Origin of the sequence: Methanolobus psychrotolerans (assembly GCF_002243045.1) — an archaeon.
Classification (GTDB): Archaea; Halobacteriota; Methanosarcinia; order Methanosarcinales; family Methanosarcinaceae; genus Methanolobus; species Methanolobus psychrotolerans.
Genome location: NZ_MBKP01000012.1, coordinates 16,246 through 33,291 on the forward strand (window position 1 = coordinate 16,246; position 17,046 = coordinate 33,291).

16 protein-coding genes are annotated in these 17,046 nt (G+C 41.8%); 10 read left to right on the forward strand and 6 right to left on the reverse strand.

Annotation, left to right across the window (positions count from 1 at the left end; all coding sequences use genetic code 11):
• Position 1 precedes the first annotated feature (1 nt).
• Positions 2-637, reverse strand: coding sequence for an RNA 2'-phosphotransferase (locus BB781_RS05835; RefSeq protein ID WP_094227569.1), 636 nt, complete (start codon positions 635-637; stop codon positions 2-4).
• A gap of 199 nt (positions 638-836) precedes the next feature.
• Between BB781_RS05835 and BB781_RS05840 the strand changes: the two genes are divergently transcribed.
• From BB781_RS05840 to BB781_RS05870, 7 genes are all read left to right on the forward strand, one after another.
• Positions 837-1,964, forward strand: a complete 1,128-nt coding sequence (locus BB781_RS05840) for an OB-fold nucleic acid binding domain-containing protein (RefSeq protein WP_094227570.1) — start codon at positions 837-839, stop codon at positions 1,962-1,964.
• A gap of 214 nt (positions 1,965-2,178) precedes the next feature.
• Positions 2,179-2,787 carry a CBS domain-containing protein gene (locus tag BB781_RS05845; RefSeq protein WP_164997793.1) on the forward strand — a complete coding sequence of 203 codons (609 nt, stop codon included), beginning with the start codon at positions 2,179-2,181 and terminating at the stop codon, positions 2,785-2,787.
• A 330-nt stretch (positions 2,788-3,117) separates the two neighbouring features.
• The gene (locus tag BB781_RS05850) at positions 3,118-3,489 is read left to right on the forward strand and encodes a hypothetical protein (protein WP_094227571.1); all 372 of its coding nucleotides are present in this window, start codon (positions 3,118-3,120) and stop codon (positions 3,487-3,489) included.
• A 128-nt stretch (positions 3,490-3,617) separates the two neighbouring features.
• A complete protein-coding gene (locus BB781_RS05855) occupies positions 3,618-4,457 on the forward strand; it encodes a CBS domain-containing protein (protein WP_094227656.1) in 840 nt (279 codons plus the stop codon).
• A gap of 42 nt (positions 4,458-4,499) precedes the next feature.
• On the forward strand, positions 4,500-5,276 hold the full coding sequence (locus tag BB781_RS05860) for a CBS domain-containing protein (protein ID WP_207205248.1): 777 nt from the start codon (positions 4,500-4,502) through the stop codon (positions 5,274-5,276).
• Positions 5,277-5,294: 18 nt separating this feature from the next.
• Positions 5,295-6,461, forward strand: a complete 1,167-nt coding sequence (locus BB781_RS05865) for an RNA ligase (RefSeq protein ID WP_094227573.1) — start codon at positions 5,295-5,297, stop codon at positions 6,459-6,461.
• 52 nt (positions 6,462-6,513) lie between these two features.
• Positions 6,514-7,551 carry an EF-Tu/IF-2/RF-3 family GTPase gene (locus tag BB781_RS05870; RefSeq protein ID WP_094227574.1) on the forward strand — a complete coding sequence of 346 codons (1,038 nt, stop codon included), beginning with the start codon at positions 6,514-6,516 and terminating at the stop codon, positions 7,549-7,551.
• Between the two features lie 18 nt (positions 7,552-7,569).
• On the opposite strand, the gene BB781_RS05875 is transcribed toward BB781_RS05870, so the two are convergent.
• Positions 7,570-8,079, reverse strand: coding sequence for a hypothetical protein (locus BB781_RS05875; RefSeq protein WP_094227575.1), 510 nt, complete (start codon positions 8,077-8,079; stop codon positions 7,570-7,572).
• Positions 8,080-8,091: 12 nt separating this feature from the next.
• Positions 8,092-8,835 (reverse strand): RAD55 family ATPase, encoded by a 744-nt coding sequence (locus BB781_RS05880; protein WP_094227576.1) that lies wholly within the window; start codon positions 8,833-8,835, stop codon positions 8,092-8,094.
• A 106-nt stretch (positions 8,836-8,941) separates the two neighbouring features.
• Here BB781_RS05880 and BB781_RS05885 point away from each other — a divergent pair, with 106 nt between their 5' ends.
• Complete coding sequence (locus tag BB781_RS05885) at positions 8,942-9,970, forward strand: stage II sporulation protein M (RefSeq protein ID WP_094227577.1); 1,029 nt, start codon at positions 8,942-8,944, stop codon at positions 9,968-9,970.
• A gap of 16 nt (positions 9,971-9,986) precedes the next feature.
• On the opposite strand, the gene BB781_RS05890 is transcribed toward BB781_RS05885, so the two are convergent.
• The 3 genes from BB781_RS05890 to BB781_RS05900 all read right to left on the reverse strand — a co-directional run bounded on the left by BB781_RS05890 (position 9,987) and on the right by BB781_RS05900 (position 13,567).
• The gene (locus tag BB781_RS05890) at positions 9,987-11,021 is read right to left on the reverse strand and encodes a methionine synthase (protein ID WP_094227578.1); all 1,035 of its coding nucleotides are present in this window, start codon (positions 11,019-11,021) and stop codon (positions 9,987-9,989) included.
• Positions 11,022-11,153: 132 nt separating this feature from the next.
• Entirely contained in the window at positions 11,154-11,459 is a 306-nt protein-coding gene (locus BB781_RS05895; protein ID WP_094227579.1) for a hypothetical protein, read from the reverse strand.
• Positions 11,460-11,635: 176 nt separating this feature from the next.
• Positions 11,636-13,567: a sodium:solute symporter family protein gene (locus BB781_RS05900; protein ID WP_094227580.1), complete on the reverse strand. Its 1,932-nt coding sequence runs from the start codon at positions 13,565-13,567 to the stop codon at positions 11,636-11,638.
• Between the two features lie 241 nt (positions 13,568-13,808).
• Between BB781_RS05900 and BB781_RS05905 the strand changes: the two genes are divergently transcribed.
• Complete coding sequence (locus tag BB781_RS05905; RefSeq protein WP_340637513.1) at positions 13,809-15,152, forward strand: DNA double-strand break repair nuclease NurA; 1,344 nt, start codon at positions 13,809-13,811, stop codon at positions 15,150-15,152.
• Positions 15,133-16,986 carry an ATP-binding protein gene (locus BB781_RS05910; protein ID WP_394335326.1) on the forward strand — a complete coding sequence of 618 codons (1,854 nt, stop codon included), beginning with the start codon at positions 15,133-15,135 and terminating at the stop codon, positions 16,984-16,986. Before BB781_RS05905 ends, BB781_RS05910 begins: the two co-directional genes overlap by 20 nt.
• Positions 16,987-17,046 lie beyond the last annotated feature (60 nt).

Genomic DNA, 17,046 nt, shown 5'->3' on the forward strand with positions numbered 1-17,046 from the left:
ATTACACCCCGGATTCTACAACTGAGAGATATTCAGGAGGAATACCTCTTGCAAGGACAATATAATCATTCACGGTTACAATATCGACCCCGTCCTGCTGGGCTGCACTTGCATCTATCTCAATAATAACAGGGTTATCTGTATGAATTGAAGCCGCTTCCTTTGCTTTTTCAAAAGACGTGCTAAGATGCACATAAGTCTGCCTGATAGGGAAGATACCATTGTCAAGCAACATGTCTGCTTCTTCCTGACTAACACCGTAGTATAGGTCAGGCAAGTCATTTTCAAGGTAATCCGATATGAGGTCTACATCTACTGAGTGACCATATCTTGCCCTTATGTAACCACTGTCTATCTCGTAGCGTCCCTTTCTGTCAGATTCAACAAGGGATACCAGACGCTCCATGGTTCCCCACTTATAGCGTTTTTTCATGACATCGCAGAGTTGATCTACCTCTACCCATCCCTGGGGGTCCATTTCAATGCCCACATCTTCAGGGAAGTGTCTTAATGCACCGGAAACAAACCTTCCAAGTCTCTCTTCCCGATCATCATCCAGCACATAACGTCCTTCATCTCCACAGTCAGGGCAGCTTTCTCCCCTGAAATAGCCATGCTCTTTACATTTACGGATCATGATATCTTGCAAATACATCTTATAATTAATATATCTTATTAAAATAACGCAATAAACAAGGTATAATCTATAAAAATATCAAAATGACAGGATTTTATAAACATCTTCGTTAGATTAATTATCTAGGAGAATACTAGACTAGTTGAAATGTAGAAGAATGATTATTTAATAGATTCAATTCAGTTTTCAGGGTATTATTATGGATGAGATCAACGACATATATGAAAAACTCGGCGGCGTCATCAGCAAAGAAGATTTTACAAGTAAGGTCGAAGAGAAAGTGGAGCAAATGAGCGGACTTTGCGACACCAGGACCGCTGCCATGCTTGTGGCTCATGACCTTGGGGTCAGTGACACCGGAGAAAACCAGTTACAGAAAATATCAGGCATAACCCCAAATAGTGGCAATGTTAAGTTCATTGCAAAAATCATGTCTGTTTTTCCTGCAAAGGAATTCAACCGTAATGATGGTACAATTGGCAGGGTTGCAAATGTTGTCGTTGCGGATGAAACCGGATCTATACGTCTGACCCTATGGGATGACAGGGCAGATCTTGCCAAGACAGGAGATATTGAAATTGGCCAGAATTACCAGATAGCCGGTTACGTGAAGGAAGGGTATTCTGGCATTGAAATCAATATCGGTAACAATGGAGTTTTCTGTGAGACCGATGAAAAAGTTGAAGCCCACATCGATTCAAAAAAGATCAAAGATATTAAAAGTGGAATGGGTGACCTTAACATCCGTGGCAGGATCCTCGATATATCCGACATCAAGACATTCAACAAAAAAGATGGAGGAGCTGGAAAAGTTGCAAATGTTCTGATTGGTGATGAAACAGGCAAAATAAGAGTGACACTCTGGGACGAGACTGCAGACCTTACAAAAGAGCTCCAGATAGACAATACTGTGGAAATAATCAACGGATATGCAAGAGAGAATAATTTCAACCAGCAGGTAGAAATGCAGGTCGGAAACCGCAGTACGATCCGGAAGATAGAAGATGAAGTTGTATATAAGGAGAATTTCACACCTATTTCTGATATCGTGCCAGGGGAATCATACTCAGTCGCAGGACAGGTATCGGGTCTTGGAGAGATAAGGGAGTTCAATCGTGATGATGGAACTGTGAACATGGTTTCCAATATATATGTGTCAGATGATACCGGAAGGATAAGAGTTGCATTATGGGGCGACCATGCTCTTCTAGTAGACCAGCTTGACATTGATATGGCAGTGGAAATTATAGATGCATTTTCCAAATCCGGTTTCAATGATGAAGTGGAACTCAGTGCAGGTAACCGAACCAGGATAATGATTCGTTAAATAGCTAATGCTCAATAAGGTATCCGGGTAATCGCTCAAAATTGTCCCGGATACAAGTTTTTTTACCACCGTTAGTGACCTTGTGCCTAATAATTGCAATGGGCAACCCACATTAAAAAATCCACGAACACCTATTTATACAATAAAACTAACATTTTAGTTAGTAGACTATAGATAATCGCTTCCTTTAATCCAGGCTTCTGGGGTACATTTTATGGTCTTGAATGTTCATGATGGCATGGAAACCGACATCTCCATTATGGAGATACAGAATGAGATGTCTGTCAAGGAAATAATGTCAAAGGATACTTTTGACATTGATGTCACTGCCAGTGTTCTTGAAGTTGCAAGAAAGATGGCAGAAAATGATAGAAGTAGCATCATCGTTACTGAAGATAGCGATAGTGTTGGCATCATAACTGAACACGATATTATTACCAAGACCGTAGTCAGGAATGTACTTCCTGCGGAGATGATAGCCAGAGAGATTATGTCGTCTCCTATTATAGCAATAAAACCTTCGACAAATATAATAGAAGCTGCTGAAATGATGGTCAAATCCAACATCCGCAGACTTGCTGTAATGGAAGGGGAAGAAATTGTGGGAATGGTAACAGACAGGGATCTACTAGCTATTGCTCCGGGTCTGAATACTATTCTGGAAGGCCTGATCGAACTTCATCATGAGAATAATATTCACCAGGAACAGGAGCTTGAACGTGGTATATGCCAGCGTTGTGGAGCTTTTGTTGACAACCTGATGATTATGAACGGATTGATGCTGTGTGAGGACTGTAAAGAGGAAGAAGGTTACTATGACTAGTTTTTTGACTGGTCACCTGATAAAGGACACTTCAAGTTGGTGAAATAAATGTCTGTCCCGATATATCTTAAAAGAAGAAATGTATCGACTTTCAAAGCAACACCTGAATTACAACCGGGAAAGGTGATTAAAACCTGGCGTTCTGTGTTTGCTGGATCCACTGTTACTGCAGACAGGCATTGTATATTATCTGCGTTTTGAAAGTGCGATTTTACGCATACAGGCAAGGATATAATTTACCATGAGGCTGGGATGTCGTTCTCAAAACATTTGGATATTCTAAGAAGATATCCTATGTAATATTGTGATGTTGTGGGTGCAGTGGTTTAGTTGAAAATAAGAAATAAGGTCAGTGAACTGGAAAACAGGACTATGGAATTCCGGAGAAAAGACCCCGAATTGTTGAGTGTTGCAGTGACAACTTTGATCAGATTCAACAACTCTGCAAAACATATTGCAGCCACAAATTACGATTTCATCAAAATTATGGCAGATATGAGCCTTAGAAGACTAACTGTTGAAAATGCAGTAAACATGCAACTTGAAGATATAGTCACATCAGTTGATGTTAGAAGTTTGTCAGGAGGTGGAAACGAAAACCCGACTACAGACGGGGACCGCCACATATGTGGCTTTAATGAAAAAATTATAGAGGGCTTTGTTTTCCGAAAGCACGTAAACATTGTCCATAGACAAGTATAGCAAAAACAGAAGGAGCACATCGATTCGTTAATTGATCGATGATCGGCTCTTTGATGGATAAACATAGGAAAAAATATCCTGCAGGCTTGGTCCAAATAAAGGTTCAAGCTTCCAAAAGGAGGAACAACATGAATGTTAAAGACATTATGAGTTCACCGGTCTTTACCATAGCACCGGAAGAAACCGTAGCATATGCAAGAAACCTGATGCTAAAGCATAAAATCAGCACCCTCGTAGTTGCAAAGAATGAAGAAATGGTTGGTATTGTCACAAAGACAGATATTGGAAAAAGACTTGCACAGGCTGAACCCATGTGGAGAAGGAGACCTATTGACAAGATTCCGGTAAGCATGGTGATGCATGAAAACCCTATCACAATATACCCGGGGGCTTCTGTAGCCCAGGCAAGCAATCTGATGATAGAGAATGGCATAAATGCACTGGCTGTTGTGAACAGGGAAATAGTAGGCATAGTAACAGGAACTGACATCATGAAGTATTTCTCAGAGCAGGAAGTGAACACGAAAGTTTCAGAGGTGATGACAGAGGAGATCGTGTTTGTCCACAGGCACCACACCATCAACCATGTTATCCATGAGATGGAAGAAAATCAGACAAACCGTGTTATCGTCAGCGATGATTCTGATGAAGCTGTCGGAATAATCACAACAAGTAATGTAGCATTCAATCTTATGGCAGACAACGAAGGAAACCTTCCATCAAAGAGCATAAAGATGACCAGGCGTTCAAGCCCGGCCGGTCAGAAAGAATATCGCTACATAAAAGAAGTCCCCCTTGTAGCTGAAGATATCATGTCAGAACTTCCACCCTCCATAGATATACACAATAGAGCAGCCTATGCAGCGAAGATGATGATATCAGAACATACGATTGCTCTGCCTGTTGTTAATGGAGAGAAGATCATTGGACTTATCAGCAGGACAGACATACTTAAAGTAGTACAGTGAGCATCGAAAACCAGAGAATCAAATAAAATCAGAGGAATGAAAATGGAAGTAAAGGATATAATGGCAGAACCACTGGTAATAGACAAATCAGACACCATTTCCCATGCACTTGATGTTATGGAAAAGAAGGGAATAAGGCGTCTTCTGGTAAAACACGATGATAAGCTGCTTGGCATACTTACGATGCGAAACCTTACAAAGGAACTCGGGACACGTAAAAAGGGAAGCAAGCCAGCTTCTTCCCTGCATGTGGCAACAGCAATATCCGATAATTACGTGAAGGTGTTGCCGGATACCAAGGTGACCGACGCTATCACACTCATGGTGAAGAATGGGGGTGTGGTTGTTGTCATGGAAAACGACCGGATACTTGGAGTGGTGACTCCAAATGAGATACTCAAGAACAATAATTTCAAAGGATATGCCGGGGAAATTATGCAAAAGAATCCTATCGTTGCAGGCCCGGCAGACCGTGTCAGCCACGTCCGGAGACTGATGCTTGATAACAATATAGGGAGAATTCCCATCGTTGAAGATGACAAACTTGTTGGAATGGTAACTGAAAAAGACATTGCAAATGCCATGCGCGCCTTCCGTGACCTGGTAGAAGGCGGTAAACAGGAATCGCGCATAAAGAACCTCATTGTTGAGGATATCATGAAAATGGGAGTTAAGACCGTTTACACGAATACCCTGACAACCGATGCAGCAAAGATAATGCTTGAACAAAACCTTGGAGCACTGCCTGTTATGAACCTTGATGGACATATGGTAGGATTGATTACAAGAAGGAGTATTATCAGAGGAATGGTCCAGTAAAGAAACAGGTGTCCGGTGATGAAATACTACCCGGAGATAAAACTTGATATTGAGAAGGCGGCTGAGTTTCTGGAACTCCCGCCTTCCAGAATTGCAGAACTCATTGAGAAGAGGAAACTGCAGCATAACTGGGATGATTTTGATAATATCTACAGATTTGAAGGGCATGCACCACATCTTGAAGATGGGACTGTACTAATCGATCATCATGGCTCCTTTGAACTCATACGAGGTTTTCCGAAAATAAAAAGGGCAATGCTTCTTGGACCGGCACTAAAGAAGAGCTTCAGTGAAATAGGTTCTGTTGCCGTTGAAGAAAAGATGAATGGATATAATGTCCGCGTTATTGATTACAACCGGAAACTCATTGCTTTTACCCGCAGCGGCCACATCTGTCCTTATTCTACAGAAAGAGTACAGAATTTCCTTGAAAGGGATTTTTTCAAAGAACACGCAGATATAATTGTATATGGAGAGATGGCAGGGCCTGAAAATCCATATGTGCAAAAATACGTCTACGACATCGAGTCCCTGGACTTCTTTGTTTTCGATATGCGATATAAGACTACAGGAGAAGCTTTGTCGGTTAACAGGAGAAGAGAACTTGCAGAGCAATACGGTTTTAACCAGGTTAGGCTGTTTGGAGAATTAGGCATAGGAGAAGCACCTGAAAAAATAACGGAGATTATCAGGGAACTTGGAAAAAAGGGACATGAAGGTGTCGTTATCAAAGATCCAGAGATGGTATTGCAACCAATCAAATACACATGTTCTGAAAGTAATTGTGCTGACCTGAACCAGGCATTCAGATTCTATAATGAAACGGGAAGAGATTACCTCTTCTCCAGAGTGGTACGCGAAGGATTCCAGTCTTATGAATGGGCAGAAAGTGAAGATGAATTCCAGAAAAGATGCCAGAGACTTGGAGAAAGCATACTTCGCCCGATGAAAGAAACCATTAAAACTGTCCAAAACGGTGAACGCATATCTGATAGTTTCCAGATAAGGGTTAGAGATAAGAAAGTTATCTACAAATTCAAATCGTACCTTGAAAGGCTTGGGCTTTATGTTATGTTCGAAATGCCTGAAAGACAGGGGAACGAGTATGTCATCAAGATCAGGAAGATAAATAAGAGCACAAATGATAAGACACTTGCAATGTTAGAAGGACAGTTGTGGTCATGAAAAAGACATATATCTGAATACATTAATTTGTAAACCACAAAAGGGTGCCCATATGACAAAGATTACTATCATCGGAAGTGAGAAAAGCGGTAAGACCACGCTTGCCGGGAAACTTGGAAAGAGAAGCAACGTTACAGACATAACAATGTACGATTATGCCAAGAACGACAGGATACTCACAACCATCGATGCTACTGGCTATCCGGTATCTGTTAAAGCACTGGTAACAGCACTTAACCTTTCCGATATTGCACTTTTATGTATTCCTCCCGCAGGACTTGACCCACAATCTGCTGAGTGCATCATTGCACTAGACCTTATGAAATACAAGCACGGAATTGTTGTTCTCACAAAATCCGATACATCATATCCTCTTGCACAGGAAGAACTCCAGGCCAAACTGCGAAAAATAACAACAGGCACTGCACTTGAGAACTGGGATTACATCTCCGTATCAACCAGTTCTTTTGAAGGCATGGAAGAGTTAAAGGAGCTCATATTCACAGTAGGTGACAAGGCTGATGAAGATCTGAGAAAGCTTGACGGCCTGCGTCCACGTGTAGTCATAGACCAGTCATTCAATGTGACTGGTATCGGGTGTGTAGTACTTGGAGTGGTAACACAGGGAACCATTAATGCAAAAGATAAAATGATAGCATATCCTGCCAAAAAGGAACTTGAGATCCGATCCATACAGATGCATGACGTGGATGTCAAATCTGCTCCGGCCGGTGCCAGGGTAGGACTTGCACTCAAGGGCATCCAATCAAAAGACATAGATAGGGGTTTTGTGGTTTCTCAGGAAGAAACAGTTGCTACTAATTTCATACTGAAATGCACTCTTTCCCCACTGGCAAAAGAATTCAATGTCGCCGACATGTTGCATCTTTATGTCGGGCTTCAGTCCTCACCTGTAAAGGTTACGGAAATAATAGAGGTTGAAGCAAAAATGGAGAGAGCAAAACCAGGAAAAGAGTATATTTTGAAGCTATCCGGCTCAAAAGAAGTAGCCTACAGCAAAGACGACAGGTTTGTTCTGGCAAATCTTGATGGAAAACAAAGGTTCATTGCTTTTGGCTATGAACTATGATGTTTTTGTGATGAATGGTTATTTCTTTTTTGGAGTCAGATGCCTGGCTCCGTCCAGAAAAGAGGGTCTCTCTATAGCTTTTGTTCTTTCAATATTATCAGGCAGATCAACCAGACCTGGCTGGCGGATCATATCTGATGAACCGGAAAATATAATATTATGATTTTTGTATCCAGAACCAGTATTTGAAACTGTAGAATCGTTTTTTGTTTTCTCAATTGAGATGTTTGAATACCTTTCAGGTTCAGCTAGTGTGGTTCCCCTGGAAAGTCCTGATTTTGTATCCCTGTCCTTTAATTTAGAACCTTCCTCTTTACCATAATTGTAATTTTCCTTCACAAAATCCTTGAGGTTATACTCTTCTGCAAACCTGTATATCTGTGATAATTTTTCCTGAACCCATCCTATCTCCGAGTGACGATGGTAACCTACTTCAAACCCCAGCCTGCGGGAGGCGTCTGCAAGTTGGACCCTGCCTTCCTCAGGAAGAATTTTTTTCTCGCCTGACTTCTTGAATATTTTCGCCATAAGAAACAACCATCATTCAAGATAGCCTTCTATTTTCAGCCCCTTTTCAGTAAAAGACACGTTGCGCATGTTACAATCATGCCTTGTACCACGCATCTTAATAACCTGAATAGCGCGGGTCATTGTCTTGTCATAAAGGAAATTATGCATGAAAATGACTCCATGAGCGGCAAACTGCTCTGTCGAATAAGCAGTCGGATCAGTCATTTCAGATAATAGCAATGTAGTGCAGCCCAGTTTCTTAAGATTACGTATGAACCTGCTCATCTCTTTTTCCTGCAGGGACAGATCTTTTGTAGTAAACCTGATTGCAGATACTGAATCTATGACCAAGCGCTTTACATCATATTCTGAAACATAAGCTGCAATCTCCTTGAAAACAACAGAAGGTGAAGGAGCCTCACTTTCAGTAGCAGTTTTGCCAACGTTATAATCTGTAGTAATAAACTCACTCAGTTCATCCATATAGCCATATTCCATACGAGGACCAAGATCTGCAAACAGGAGTTTCTTCATTTTAATCAATGTCGGAACATTCATGGCATAATTTGACATATCATTGATGATGTTCTGTGGACATTCCAGTAAGGTCACATATAGTCCCACTTCACCTGTGGCTGCCCCATGAGCCAGAAACTGAACTCCGAATGTTGTTTTTCCGCTTCCTGGAGGACCGCTTAATACGTAGACCCTATCTGTTAACAAACCACCCTGAACCAGATCATCAAATCCCTCTATCCCTGTAGGTATCCGCATTTATAATACATCCCATACATAGCCAGTAATATAGTAATGAAATTATATTATACCTAAACTATTTCAATGCATCGATATATAATAACTAAATAGATACGTGCCTCATATGACAAAAACTAACAAATATACTAAAGACCAGTTCAAGATCAGTGCTAAAGATGTGAGCTGGTCTGTCAAGGTATTCATGCGGTCAGTAGCTTTAGCATTTATTATCGGGATCGCTGCGTATATCCTGATGTTAATATTTGCTGAACCGGAACCTGTAAGTAAAGCAATCGTGAGTACTGCTTCTGCAGCAACAGCCAAAGTAACTGTAACTTCGAATTACATAAACCTGATGTGGGCTATATTCTTCTTTAATAGCATAGCCGCTTCCTGTGCCATCATTGGTACAGGACTTTTCATGCTGGTGCAATCAGCGCTGATAAGCGACATTCACATCCGGTCAAGACATCATATATACACCCGTTGTTCTATTCTTTTTGAAAAAATGATAATGCCGGTATATGAGATACTGATCAAAATAACAACTATATCAGACAAGGATTTCTCTTCCATAGGGAAGAACGAGCCTGAAATGAAAGATACTGTCTGGCAATATTGCGGTTATGGAAAAGATGAATACAGGATGTTTTCTTATATACTTCCATATACTGTACCACTCATAATATTGATGGTAAATGGTTTCCTAATGGGAATCCTTCTGGCGTTCTTTACTTTTAATGGAGCCATGACAGGATTTGAGATTTTAGGCACAAAAGGCATCGCACTCGGGCTTTTCTATAATGTAATCTACTTTTTCATTTCCATACTCCCCCATGGTATAATAGAGATTCCAACACTTTTGGTGGCAGCATCTCTTGGATACAGGTTCGCATACATCCAGGCACACGATGTAATTGACAAAGAACTGTTCAATGGAAATGATATCAAGAGCCTGAAGGAAGATGTATCATATGCTCTTGATACAACAAAGAATTACATCCTGTCAGGATATATCTGGAAAATGCTTGCCCTTGTCGTTCTGCTGCTGCTTATTGCAGCATATATTGAAACATATGTGACACTGGGAATTGTTGACAAAACGATGGAAATGATTGATAATGGCCTGGCATCACTAATAGATCCAGAATAAAATAAAAATAATGGATTCACAGGCCCTTCTTAAAATCAGCCATACCCTTTGCCACATTACTCAGTAACTGTGATGCTATCTCCTGGGATGGCCATGAACCCAAGCCGCAATCCGGACCTGCATATTTTATACTTTCATCAAACATAGAGTATGCATTTGAAAGCCTCTTCGAGATAACTGACGGTGTTTCCATCTCGTTGATAATTTCGGGGAAATACTTGGTTTCTTTCCAGACATTGGTATTGTATTTGTCGTTTATCTCAGAGACAAGGTTGAAGACATCTGTCCTTGCGATTCCCACCCTCAGGTAGGAATCAGCATCTTCAAGGATTTTTTTATCAATAAGATCAAGATAGGATGGAGTTGCTGCTGACTCAACACCAATGACACTGATATTCTCAGTCTGGCAGGCAAGTTTGTAATGCAATGGTGAATGAAGATGGATCTCCACATCACAGCCACCTTTGTTTGCAGAGCTGCATGCAATGTCCATGGCTTTAATAAGGTCACTGTCAGAGAACATGACCTGAGGATTGATACCAATACTGGGTTCGTCAATAGAAACTGTTCTTATGTTGAAGTTCTTTGCATTGGAAAGTGAGTTCTTTACAAAACGGTCAATACTTTCTGCAAGCAGGTTCAGTATATCAACATATTCGGTACCGCCAAATTCCTTGAGATAAAGCTCTAAGGGACCGGTAACACAGACACGCACATCAAGCTTTTCCCCGTTCTCTTCCCTGTAGGTTTTGGCAACACTTTCTATGGATTCGAGTTCAATGATACGGGCATCAGAGAGTTTTACTTTGAATGGTTCTTCTGTCAGATTTACATCCCTGATGATGGAAAGGAACTGCTCGTTCATATCCTGGTACTGGGGATATGTAGGTACCTCTACACCGGCCCCGACCTTTTTCATGAAAGCTTCGTTTATGATCCTGAAGAGGTCCTCATCGCTTTTCATTCCGGAGAACTTCCCCGCCATCCATTCTTTGGACGTACCTGATGGAAGGGGAAAACTGCCAATATCATCAAAGATAATCTCTGCCATGCCATTATAATTGTCCTGTATTTCACTTATAAGTTTTGAGTGATGGAGAAATTCCGTATTCTCTAATCATAAAAAACAATGTAAAAATACAGAAAAAGGAAATAATAAAAATAACCGGGACAAGTACAAGTTTTACTTCTTCACAGCAGAAGAAATCTTTGAAACATAATAATTGATGCATGCCTGTGAATAATCCAAGGACCTTGATGACATATGAGAAATAATTTCATTTGCATCTCTTTCGGTTTTCTGGTTGCTTTTTGGCATCCCGTACATCTCACGGTGGCTGGAAACTTTTTGAAGCATTATGTTCTGAAGCTCCACAACATCAAACCTTTCCTCCGGAGTAAGCTTTTCAAACCCATCTTTTAAGGATTGAAGTTTTTCTCTGTTATTTTCAGTCATTTCAATATCTAAAATAGGGTTTTTCAATTCCATATCTACCACAAAAGTATATATGCGACATACAATACATATAGTTTTTGAAAATTATATGTATATAATATATCTGAAGTGAATAAATACCTTATACCTGTTCTTTTAAAACACAATACAGGAATAGTCAAAAAAGTGCTCCGGAGATTAAGCCGGAGCATGGAATTATATTTACTCAATTATTGTTCAGATGGCAGGGTTAACAACAAACCAATGTTGCTAAGTGCTTCTGCAACCTGCTTGAAAGCAACCAGGAACTCCTTTGTGCTTAGGTCCAGATCAGCTGCTAGTGGCTCTGATGCAAACCATATCTCCTTTTCATTATGTCCACGGGTAAGTGAAACACAGGCAAGCATATCAGCCTTTGTCAGCCTGTAGACAGAATCCCTGCCTGTTGGTGTTACCCATGAAGGGTGAATTGATTTCAGCTCATTTACGAACCTGCCCCAGTTAATAGTTGCAGATGCCTCCAAATTCAGTTTCACGATTGCACGGTCTCCTGTAACCTCCTTTTCAAGAGTTGTAAGAAGTTTCTTGTAATCTGGATCAGACTCACTAACTACCATGACTTCTTTTTCGAGCTTCTCTGCTTCATCCGCAAAGAAAGGAGCCAGGTTTACAGTACCAGATGGTTTTGTTGCGAGGGATACACCAAAAAAGGCTATTCCGCTAAGAAGCATTCCTACAATAACGCCGTGGTTTGAAAGCACTGGATGAATAGTATCCAGGTAAGCAGGTGCAAATGCCGGAGTGTTTGCAAGATCAACAATTGTCAGCCCTATCTGTGTGATGGCACCTACAACAAGTCCTGCAAGAGCACCTTCTTTGGTTGCACGTTTCCAGTACAGACCACCCATCAGAGGGAAGAAGTAGGAGGCACTGGCAATGAATGTTGCAATGTGGATGACATCGATGATGCTATTGATATAGAACGAAAGTACCGTTGCAAGTGCAACAATTATCAGCACACTGATCCTGTTGATCGTCATCATTTGCTTCATTGTTGCGTCAGGTTTTATGTATCTCTGGTATATGTCACGAGATAGACATGAACCACCTGATGTTGCAAATGTATCTGCTGAGGACATAGCTGCTGCTGCAAGACCCACAGCACAGAGACCCAGTGCAAGTGGTGAGAGGTTCTCCACTATAAATACCAGCAATGCAGGTTCTGCCTGGGCCATTGCACCCATTCCGATATCTGCAAAAGAAGCCGGTATGGATGGATACAGGTGACTAAGACCAATGGCTATAACGGTACATACAACACCAAAGATCAGAAAGATCAGAAAGGAACCGAGGATCATACCATTTCTTGCAGATCTTTCATCCTTTGCTGCCCATATCCTCTGCCAAGGATCCTGTTCTGTGATCCACCCAGGTATAATGGCAAAGATGGCTATCATCACGGCAGGAAGACCGACTATGAAGGGATTCCACCATCCAGAAGGAACATTACCAAAAAGTTCGGAAGAACTGATGGCTGGGACCTCGGCAGAACCAGTCGTTGCTGCGGTAACAACAACAAATGCAATTACAATTGAAAAAGTTGCAAGCATGAGGAACTGTATCATATCAGTCCATATGACCGCTGAGAAACCTCCAAGTGTCACATAGGCAGAGATTGCAAGGGCCACAATGGCTGCTGCATAGATCGATGGGAGACCGAAGAATATTTCCAGCACAAGTGACAAACCTTTGATGTCAGCAACTGCAAATAGAGCCATTACAATTGCAATGATAACCGCAACAGGACCTCGCAGGGCACTGCTATACCTCTGTTCCAGCAATTCAGGCTGTGTGATTGCGGGCAGGTGCTTGATCTTGCCAACAAACAAAGCGATAAGCAACAATGCAAGGATGTTGGGAGCTACAAAGCCCCATATGGACCCCATTCCAAGCAGCATATAAAAACCGATAACCGCTAATATGCCACCCGCAGTCATCCACGATGAAGCCGCAGAGAAACCAATACCAAGAGCACTGATCCTACGGCCCCCAAGCCAGAAGTCGGTTACTGATTTCTGACGTTTTGTAAAATACAATCCTATACCTATCAGCCCAAGCAGGTAAACTGCCATTAATATCAGGAATATCTCATAACTTTGCATAGCTACAACCTCTTAAATAAAAACTATAAGTACTAACATAACTTCAGGATACAGGCTACTGAAGACCTTTATATATTGCTATAGTTCTTATTATGGTTACTATATAAGGGTTTTCAGAAAATAGAGTTTAGCTTTAATCAATTTTATTTAACTTGCAATAAGAAACATGACCTTCTTCCCCTTATTTAACTTTCGATTTAATTTTAAAGACAAAATTAAATTGATTTTAACAAAAAACAGAATGCAAAATAAACAGAGTTCAATCCAAAATAATATTATCATTAAGATACTATTCTACTCCATGACCCTTGAGCCGGTTCACATAAAAGAGATACATGAGATAGTCGATCGCATTGACAGCTGTTTCAAAAAAGATGACGGTGAATGCGACGATGCGGAAAAAGTAATGAATATTCTCGACAGGCTCAGGAAACTGGAATACAACGGGAAGACGGTGCTACAATCCATAGGACCTGTCAGACGTGGAAAAGCAAGTATCGAGAAAATGATACGCTCTGAAAACCCTTACCCTAAAACATACTCATGTGACAGCGGCAGTACAACCGCAAAGACATTCGATAACGGTCTTTACATTGATTTCTGTCACTGTGCAATGGCATGTACGCCTACTGATATTGAGATCCACAGCAAAAGAACCATAGTGGCGGCAGCTTACACAGCAAGCAACAGGGTATACATACATACCAGTAAAGACTGGGAACTATTTGACAACGGTTCGGGAAGGAAAAAAATAATCCGTATCCAACCCGGTTCCCTGAAAAAGAAGGTCACAGATATCCTCCACGATGTATCCCTCTATCTTTCTGAGTCAGAGCATATACTATGGATGCTTGACAGCATTGCAAATGAGGACTTTTTCATAATGGATGGGCCCATCTACCCGAAAAGGGTCATGTACTGGATGGTGGTCAATTCAGATGATGTGGACATCAGTACAGACGACAGCAGCAAGAAAATAATCCAGAATTATATTGACATAATGGATCATCATATCAGTAACATGAAACCTATTGTGGGTTTTGTCAAGAACCCCGAGGACATGCAGATAATGCTGGCGCTTAAAAAAAATGACCCTGGAATTGATCTACCCTGGCTTGTGGATGCCCAGTTCTTCAAAAACGCATTGTCCCTTGAAAGATCAGGAATTAAGAAAAGAGAGGCTGATAAGTATATAACATACACAAACTGGTTCGTGCAGCCAAACCAGTTCTACGAGAAAATGCTCAAGTCCACTTCTCCCCTGGTTTCGGAACTTGCCAACGGGAAATTTGAGGCAGAGGATTATGCCCTCAGTTTCTTTATGGCATATGTCCCAAAACTGAACACTATTTTCAAAATTGAATCACCTTACGGACTGGTAAAGAATGAGGAACTAAGGAACCGGATAACTCGGAAAGTGCTCTACGACCTGGCATTAGATGGCATACCAAAGACTCTGTCAAAGGCAGATTCCATAGCAAAGATACCAGTGTCTGAAAGACGGCATATCATCGACAGGTTCAGGAATTCAAAAATTGATACTACATATAACGATACAAGGTGGGATGAAAAGGATGAGAGATGAGGATATACTTTCTTTTGTGAAAGACAGGAACGAGGCAAAAGACAGGGTTAATGAAGGACTTAAAAGTGAGAGTTCTGTGACCGGTGATGCGACAGAGGAATTATTTGAGAATTTTGAACCTGAGACAGTTATCATGCAAAAAACGCAGAACCGGCCAAACGGTGTTTCAGATGAAGCCTTCGGCATTATTACCACAGGCATAGACCCCCTGGAGATAACTGAATCCGGGGCAAGAATAACCGGTTACATCACCACATCCCACCGCCAGAAAGTGAGACTTGGAACATATGTCATGGTGCCATACGGGGACGAGGACCTGTTTGCAAGGATATGGAAACTCCAGTACCTGCAGGAGTTTGCGGTGGATGACGCAACCGAGATCCACTCCCGCAGGATGCTGCAATCCAATACCACTGATGAGGTGGATTACAAGTTCCTGGCTTACCTTGACCCGATCTGTATCCTCTACGAACCAAAAGACAAAAAAGGAGTACTTTCCAGGAGAATGAGTGACAGGATACCCCGCCCTAATACTCCCATCCTGCCTGTTACAGAGAAGAAGAAGATACAGACAGGTCTGAACATTCCTGAAGAAGGTATTTTTCTTGGACACCTGAGTGTTGGCGGAGAGCTGGTCAGAACACATGCAGTCCCACCTACGGTCCCATATTACCTGAGGAACGATTACTCAATGGGCGACCCCCTGATATTCAGGCATATGCTGGTCTGCGGAAGCACAGGTACGGGAAAGACCTTCCTTACAAAGAATATTCTGCGCCAGTTCATGAATGAGAGCAACCGTTACAACCTTCGGGGCTCCGAAGAGAAAAGGAATCCATGTCTTGTGATCATGGACCCGCAAGATGAGTATTCACAGATATTTGAGGATAATCCGGAGATCACGGATGACGATGACTTCAGGTTCAGTGCAGAGAAGGTCAATTTCGGTGCATGTAAGAACACCAAGACCTTTGTGGCAAAAGTAGAGGGTGAGGGCTACACAGGCAGGTCAAGGGCTGAACAGATAGAGTTCACCATACCTTTTGAGATGGTACGCAACAATTCATGGCTCATCGCACCTGTGGGTATGACAGAACTGCAATATGTAGGAGTTGACGTTCTGCTTGATGATTATTTCAAGAAAGGCGGTCAGCACACATACAGTGGTTTCATAGACTTCATTGGTGATGATGCCACAAGAGACAATTATGTGGAGAGCGGCAAGATACATGAAGCATCCTATGACGGTATCGCACGCAGGGTGAAGAACCGGGCTCTTGCAAGGGTCTTCGACCAGCCTGCAAGACCAATAACCGAGGTAATGGTGCAGATATTCAGGCCCGGGCAGGTCAGCGTGTTCCCAACGGAGTATATAACCAACTCACGCATACGCGATATCATAACCCTCACTTTGATGAGCCTGATAGTGGATAACAAACTGAACACCTCCGGCGAGGCGGCTGTAAAGGAAACACCCATCATTCTGGGACTTGATGAAGCACATCGCTATCTTGCAAAGGCAGGTGGTGAGCATTCAAGGCGGCTCATCTCCAAGTTCGCAGATGCTGCACGTCAGGGAAGAAAGGAAGGACTGGGACTCTTCCTTATCACCCAGGACCCACAGGATATCGATGACACGGTTTTCAAGCAGATAAACACACGCATCATCCTTAACCTGAGCAACGATGCGGCCATCAATACTATGAAGGTCAAAAAAGAGTTTGAAAAGCGTATCCCATACCTGAAGAAAGGACAAATGATAGTGCAGAGCCCTGATAACAGTGATATGGTTGAGATTATGGGGCTGTCAAGGTGTGTTGTTAAACATGTATGATTAAAGGTAATGAAAATTATAAATTAACCTTGGCACCCTTTACCAAGGTTATATCATAAT

What these genes read in the sequence shown, in the direction of transcription:
- BB781_RS05865 (WP_094227573.1), top strand. Translation starts at nt 5,295, where the DNA reads ATGAAATACTACCCGGAGATAAAACTTGATATTGAGAAGGCGGCTGAG.
- BB781_RS05900 (WP_094227580.1), bottom strand. Translation starts at nt 13,567, where the DNA reads ATGCAAAGTTATGAGATATTCCTGATATTAATGGCAGTTTACCTGCTT.
- BB781_RS05875 (WP_094227575.1), bottom strand. Translation starts at nt 8,079, where the DNA reads ATGGCGAAAATATTCAAGAAGTCAGGCGAGAAAAAAATTCTTCCTGAG.
- BB781_RS05860 (WP_207205248.1), top strand. Translation starts at nt 4,500, where the DNA reads ATGGAAGTAAAGGATATAATGGCAGAACCACTGGTAATAGACAAATCA.
- BB781_RS05910 (WP_394335326.1), top strand. Translation starts at nt 15,133, where the DNA reads ATGAAAAGGATGAGAGATGAGGATATACTTTCTTTTGTGAAAGACAGG.
- BB781_RS05855 (WP_094227656.1), top strand. Translation starts at nt 3,618, where the DNA reads ATGAATGTTAAAGACATTATGAGTTCACCGGTCTTTACCATAGCACCG.
- BB781_RS05870 (WP_094227574.1), top strand. Translation starts at nt 6,514, where the DNA reads ATGACAAAGATTACTATCATCGGAAGTGAGAAAAGCGGTAAGACCACG.
- BB781_RS05835 (WP_094227569.1), bottom strand. Translation starts at nt 637, where the DNA reads ATGATCCGTAAATGTAAAGAGCATGGCTATTTCAGGGGAGAAAGCTGC.
- BB781_RS05905 (WP_340637513.1), top strand. Translation starts at nt 13,809, where the DNA reads ATGCAAAATAAACAGAGTTCAATCCAAAATAATATTATCATTAAGATA.
- BB781_RS05895 (WP_094227579.1), bottom strand. Translation starts at nt 11,459, where the DNA reads ATGGAATTGAAAAACCCTATTTTAGATATTGAAATGACTGAAAATAAC.
- BB781_RS05840 (WP_094227570.1), top strand. Translation starts at nt 837, where the DNA reads ATGGATGAGATCAACGACATATATGAAAAACTCGGCGGCGTCATCAGC.
- BB781_RS05880 (WP_094227576.1), bottom strand. Translation starts at nt 8,835, where the DNA reads ATGCGGATACCTACAGGGATAGAGGGATTTGATGATCTGGTTCAGGGT.
- BB781_RS05890 (WP_094227578.1), bottom strand. Translation starts at nt 11,021, where the DNA reads ATGGCAGAGATTATCTTTGATGATATTGGCAGTTTTCCCCTTCCATCA.
- BB781_RS05845 (WP_164997793.1), top strand. Translation starts at nt 2,179, where the DNA reads ATGGTCTTGAATGTTCATGATGGCATGGAAACCGACATCTCCATTATG.
- BB781_RS05885 (WP_094227577.1), top strand. Translation starts at nt 8,942, where the DNA reads ATGACAAAAACTAACAAATATACTAAAGACCAGTTCAAGATCAGTGCT.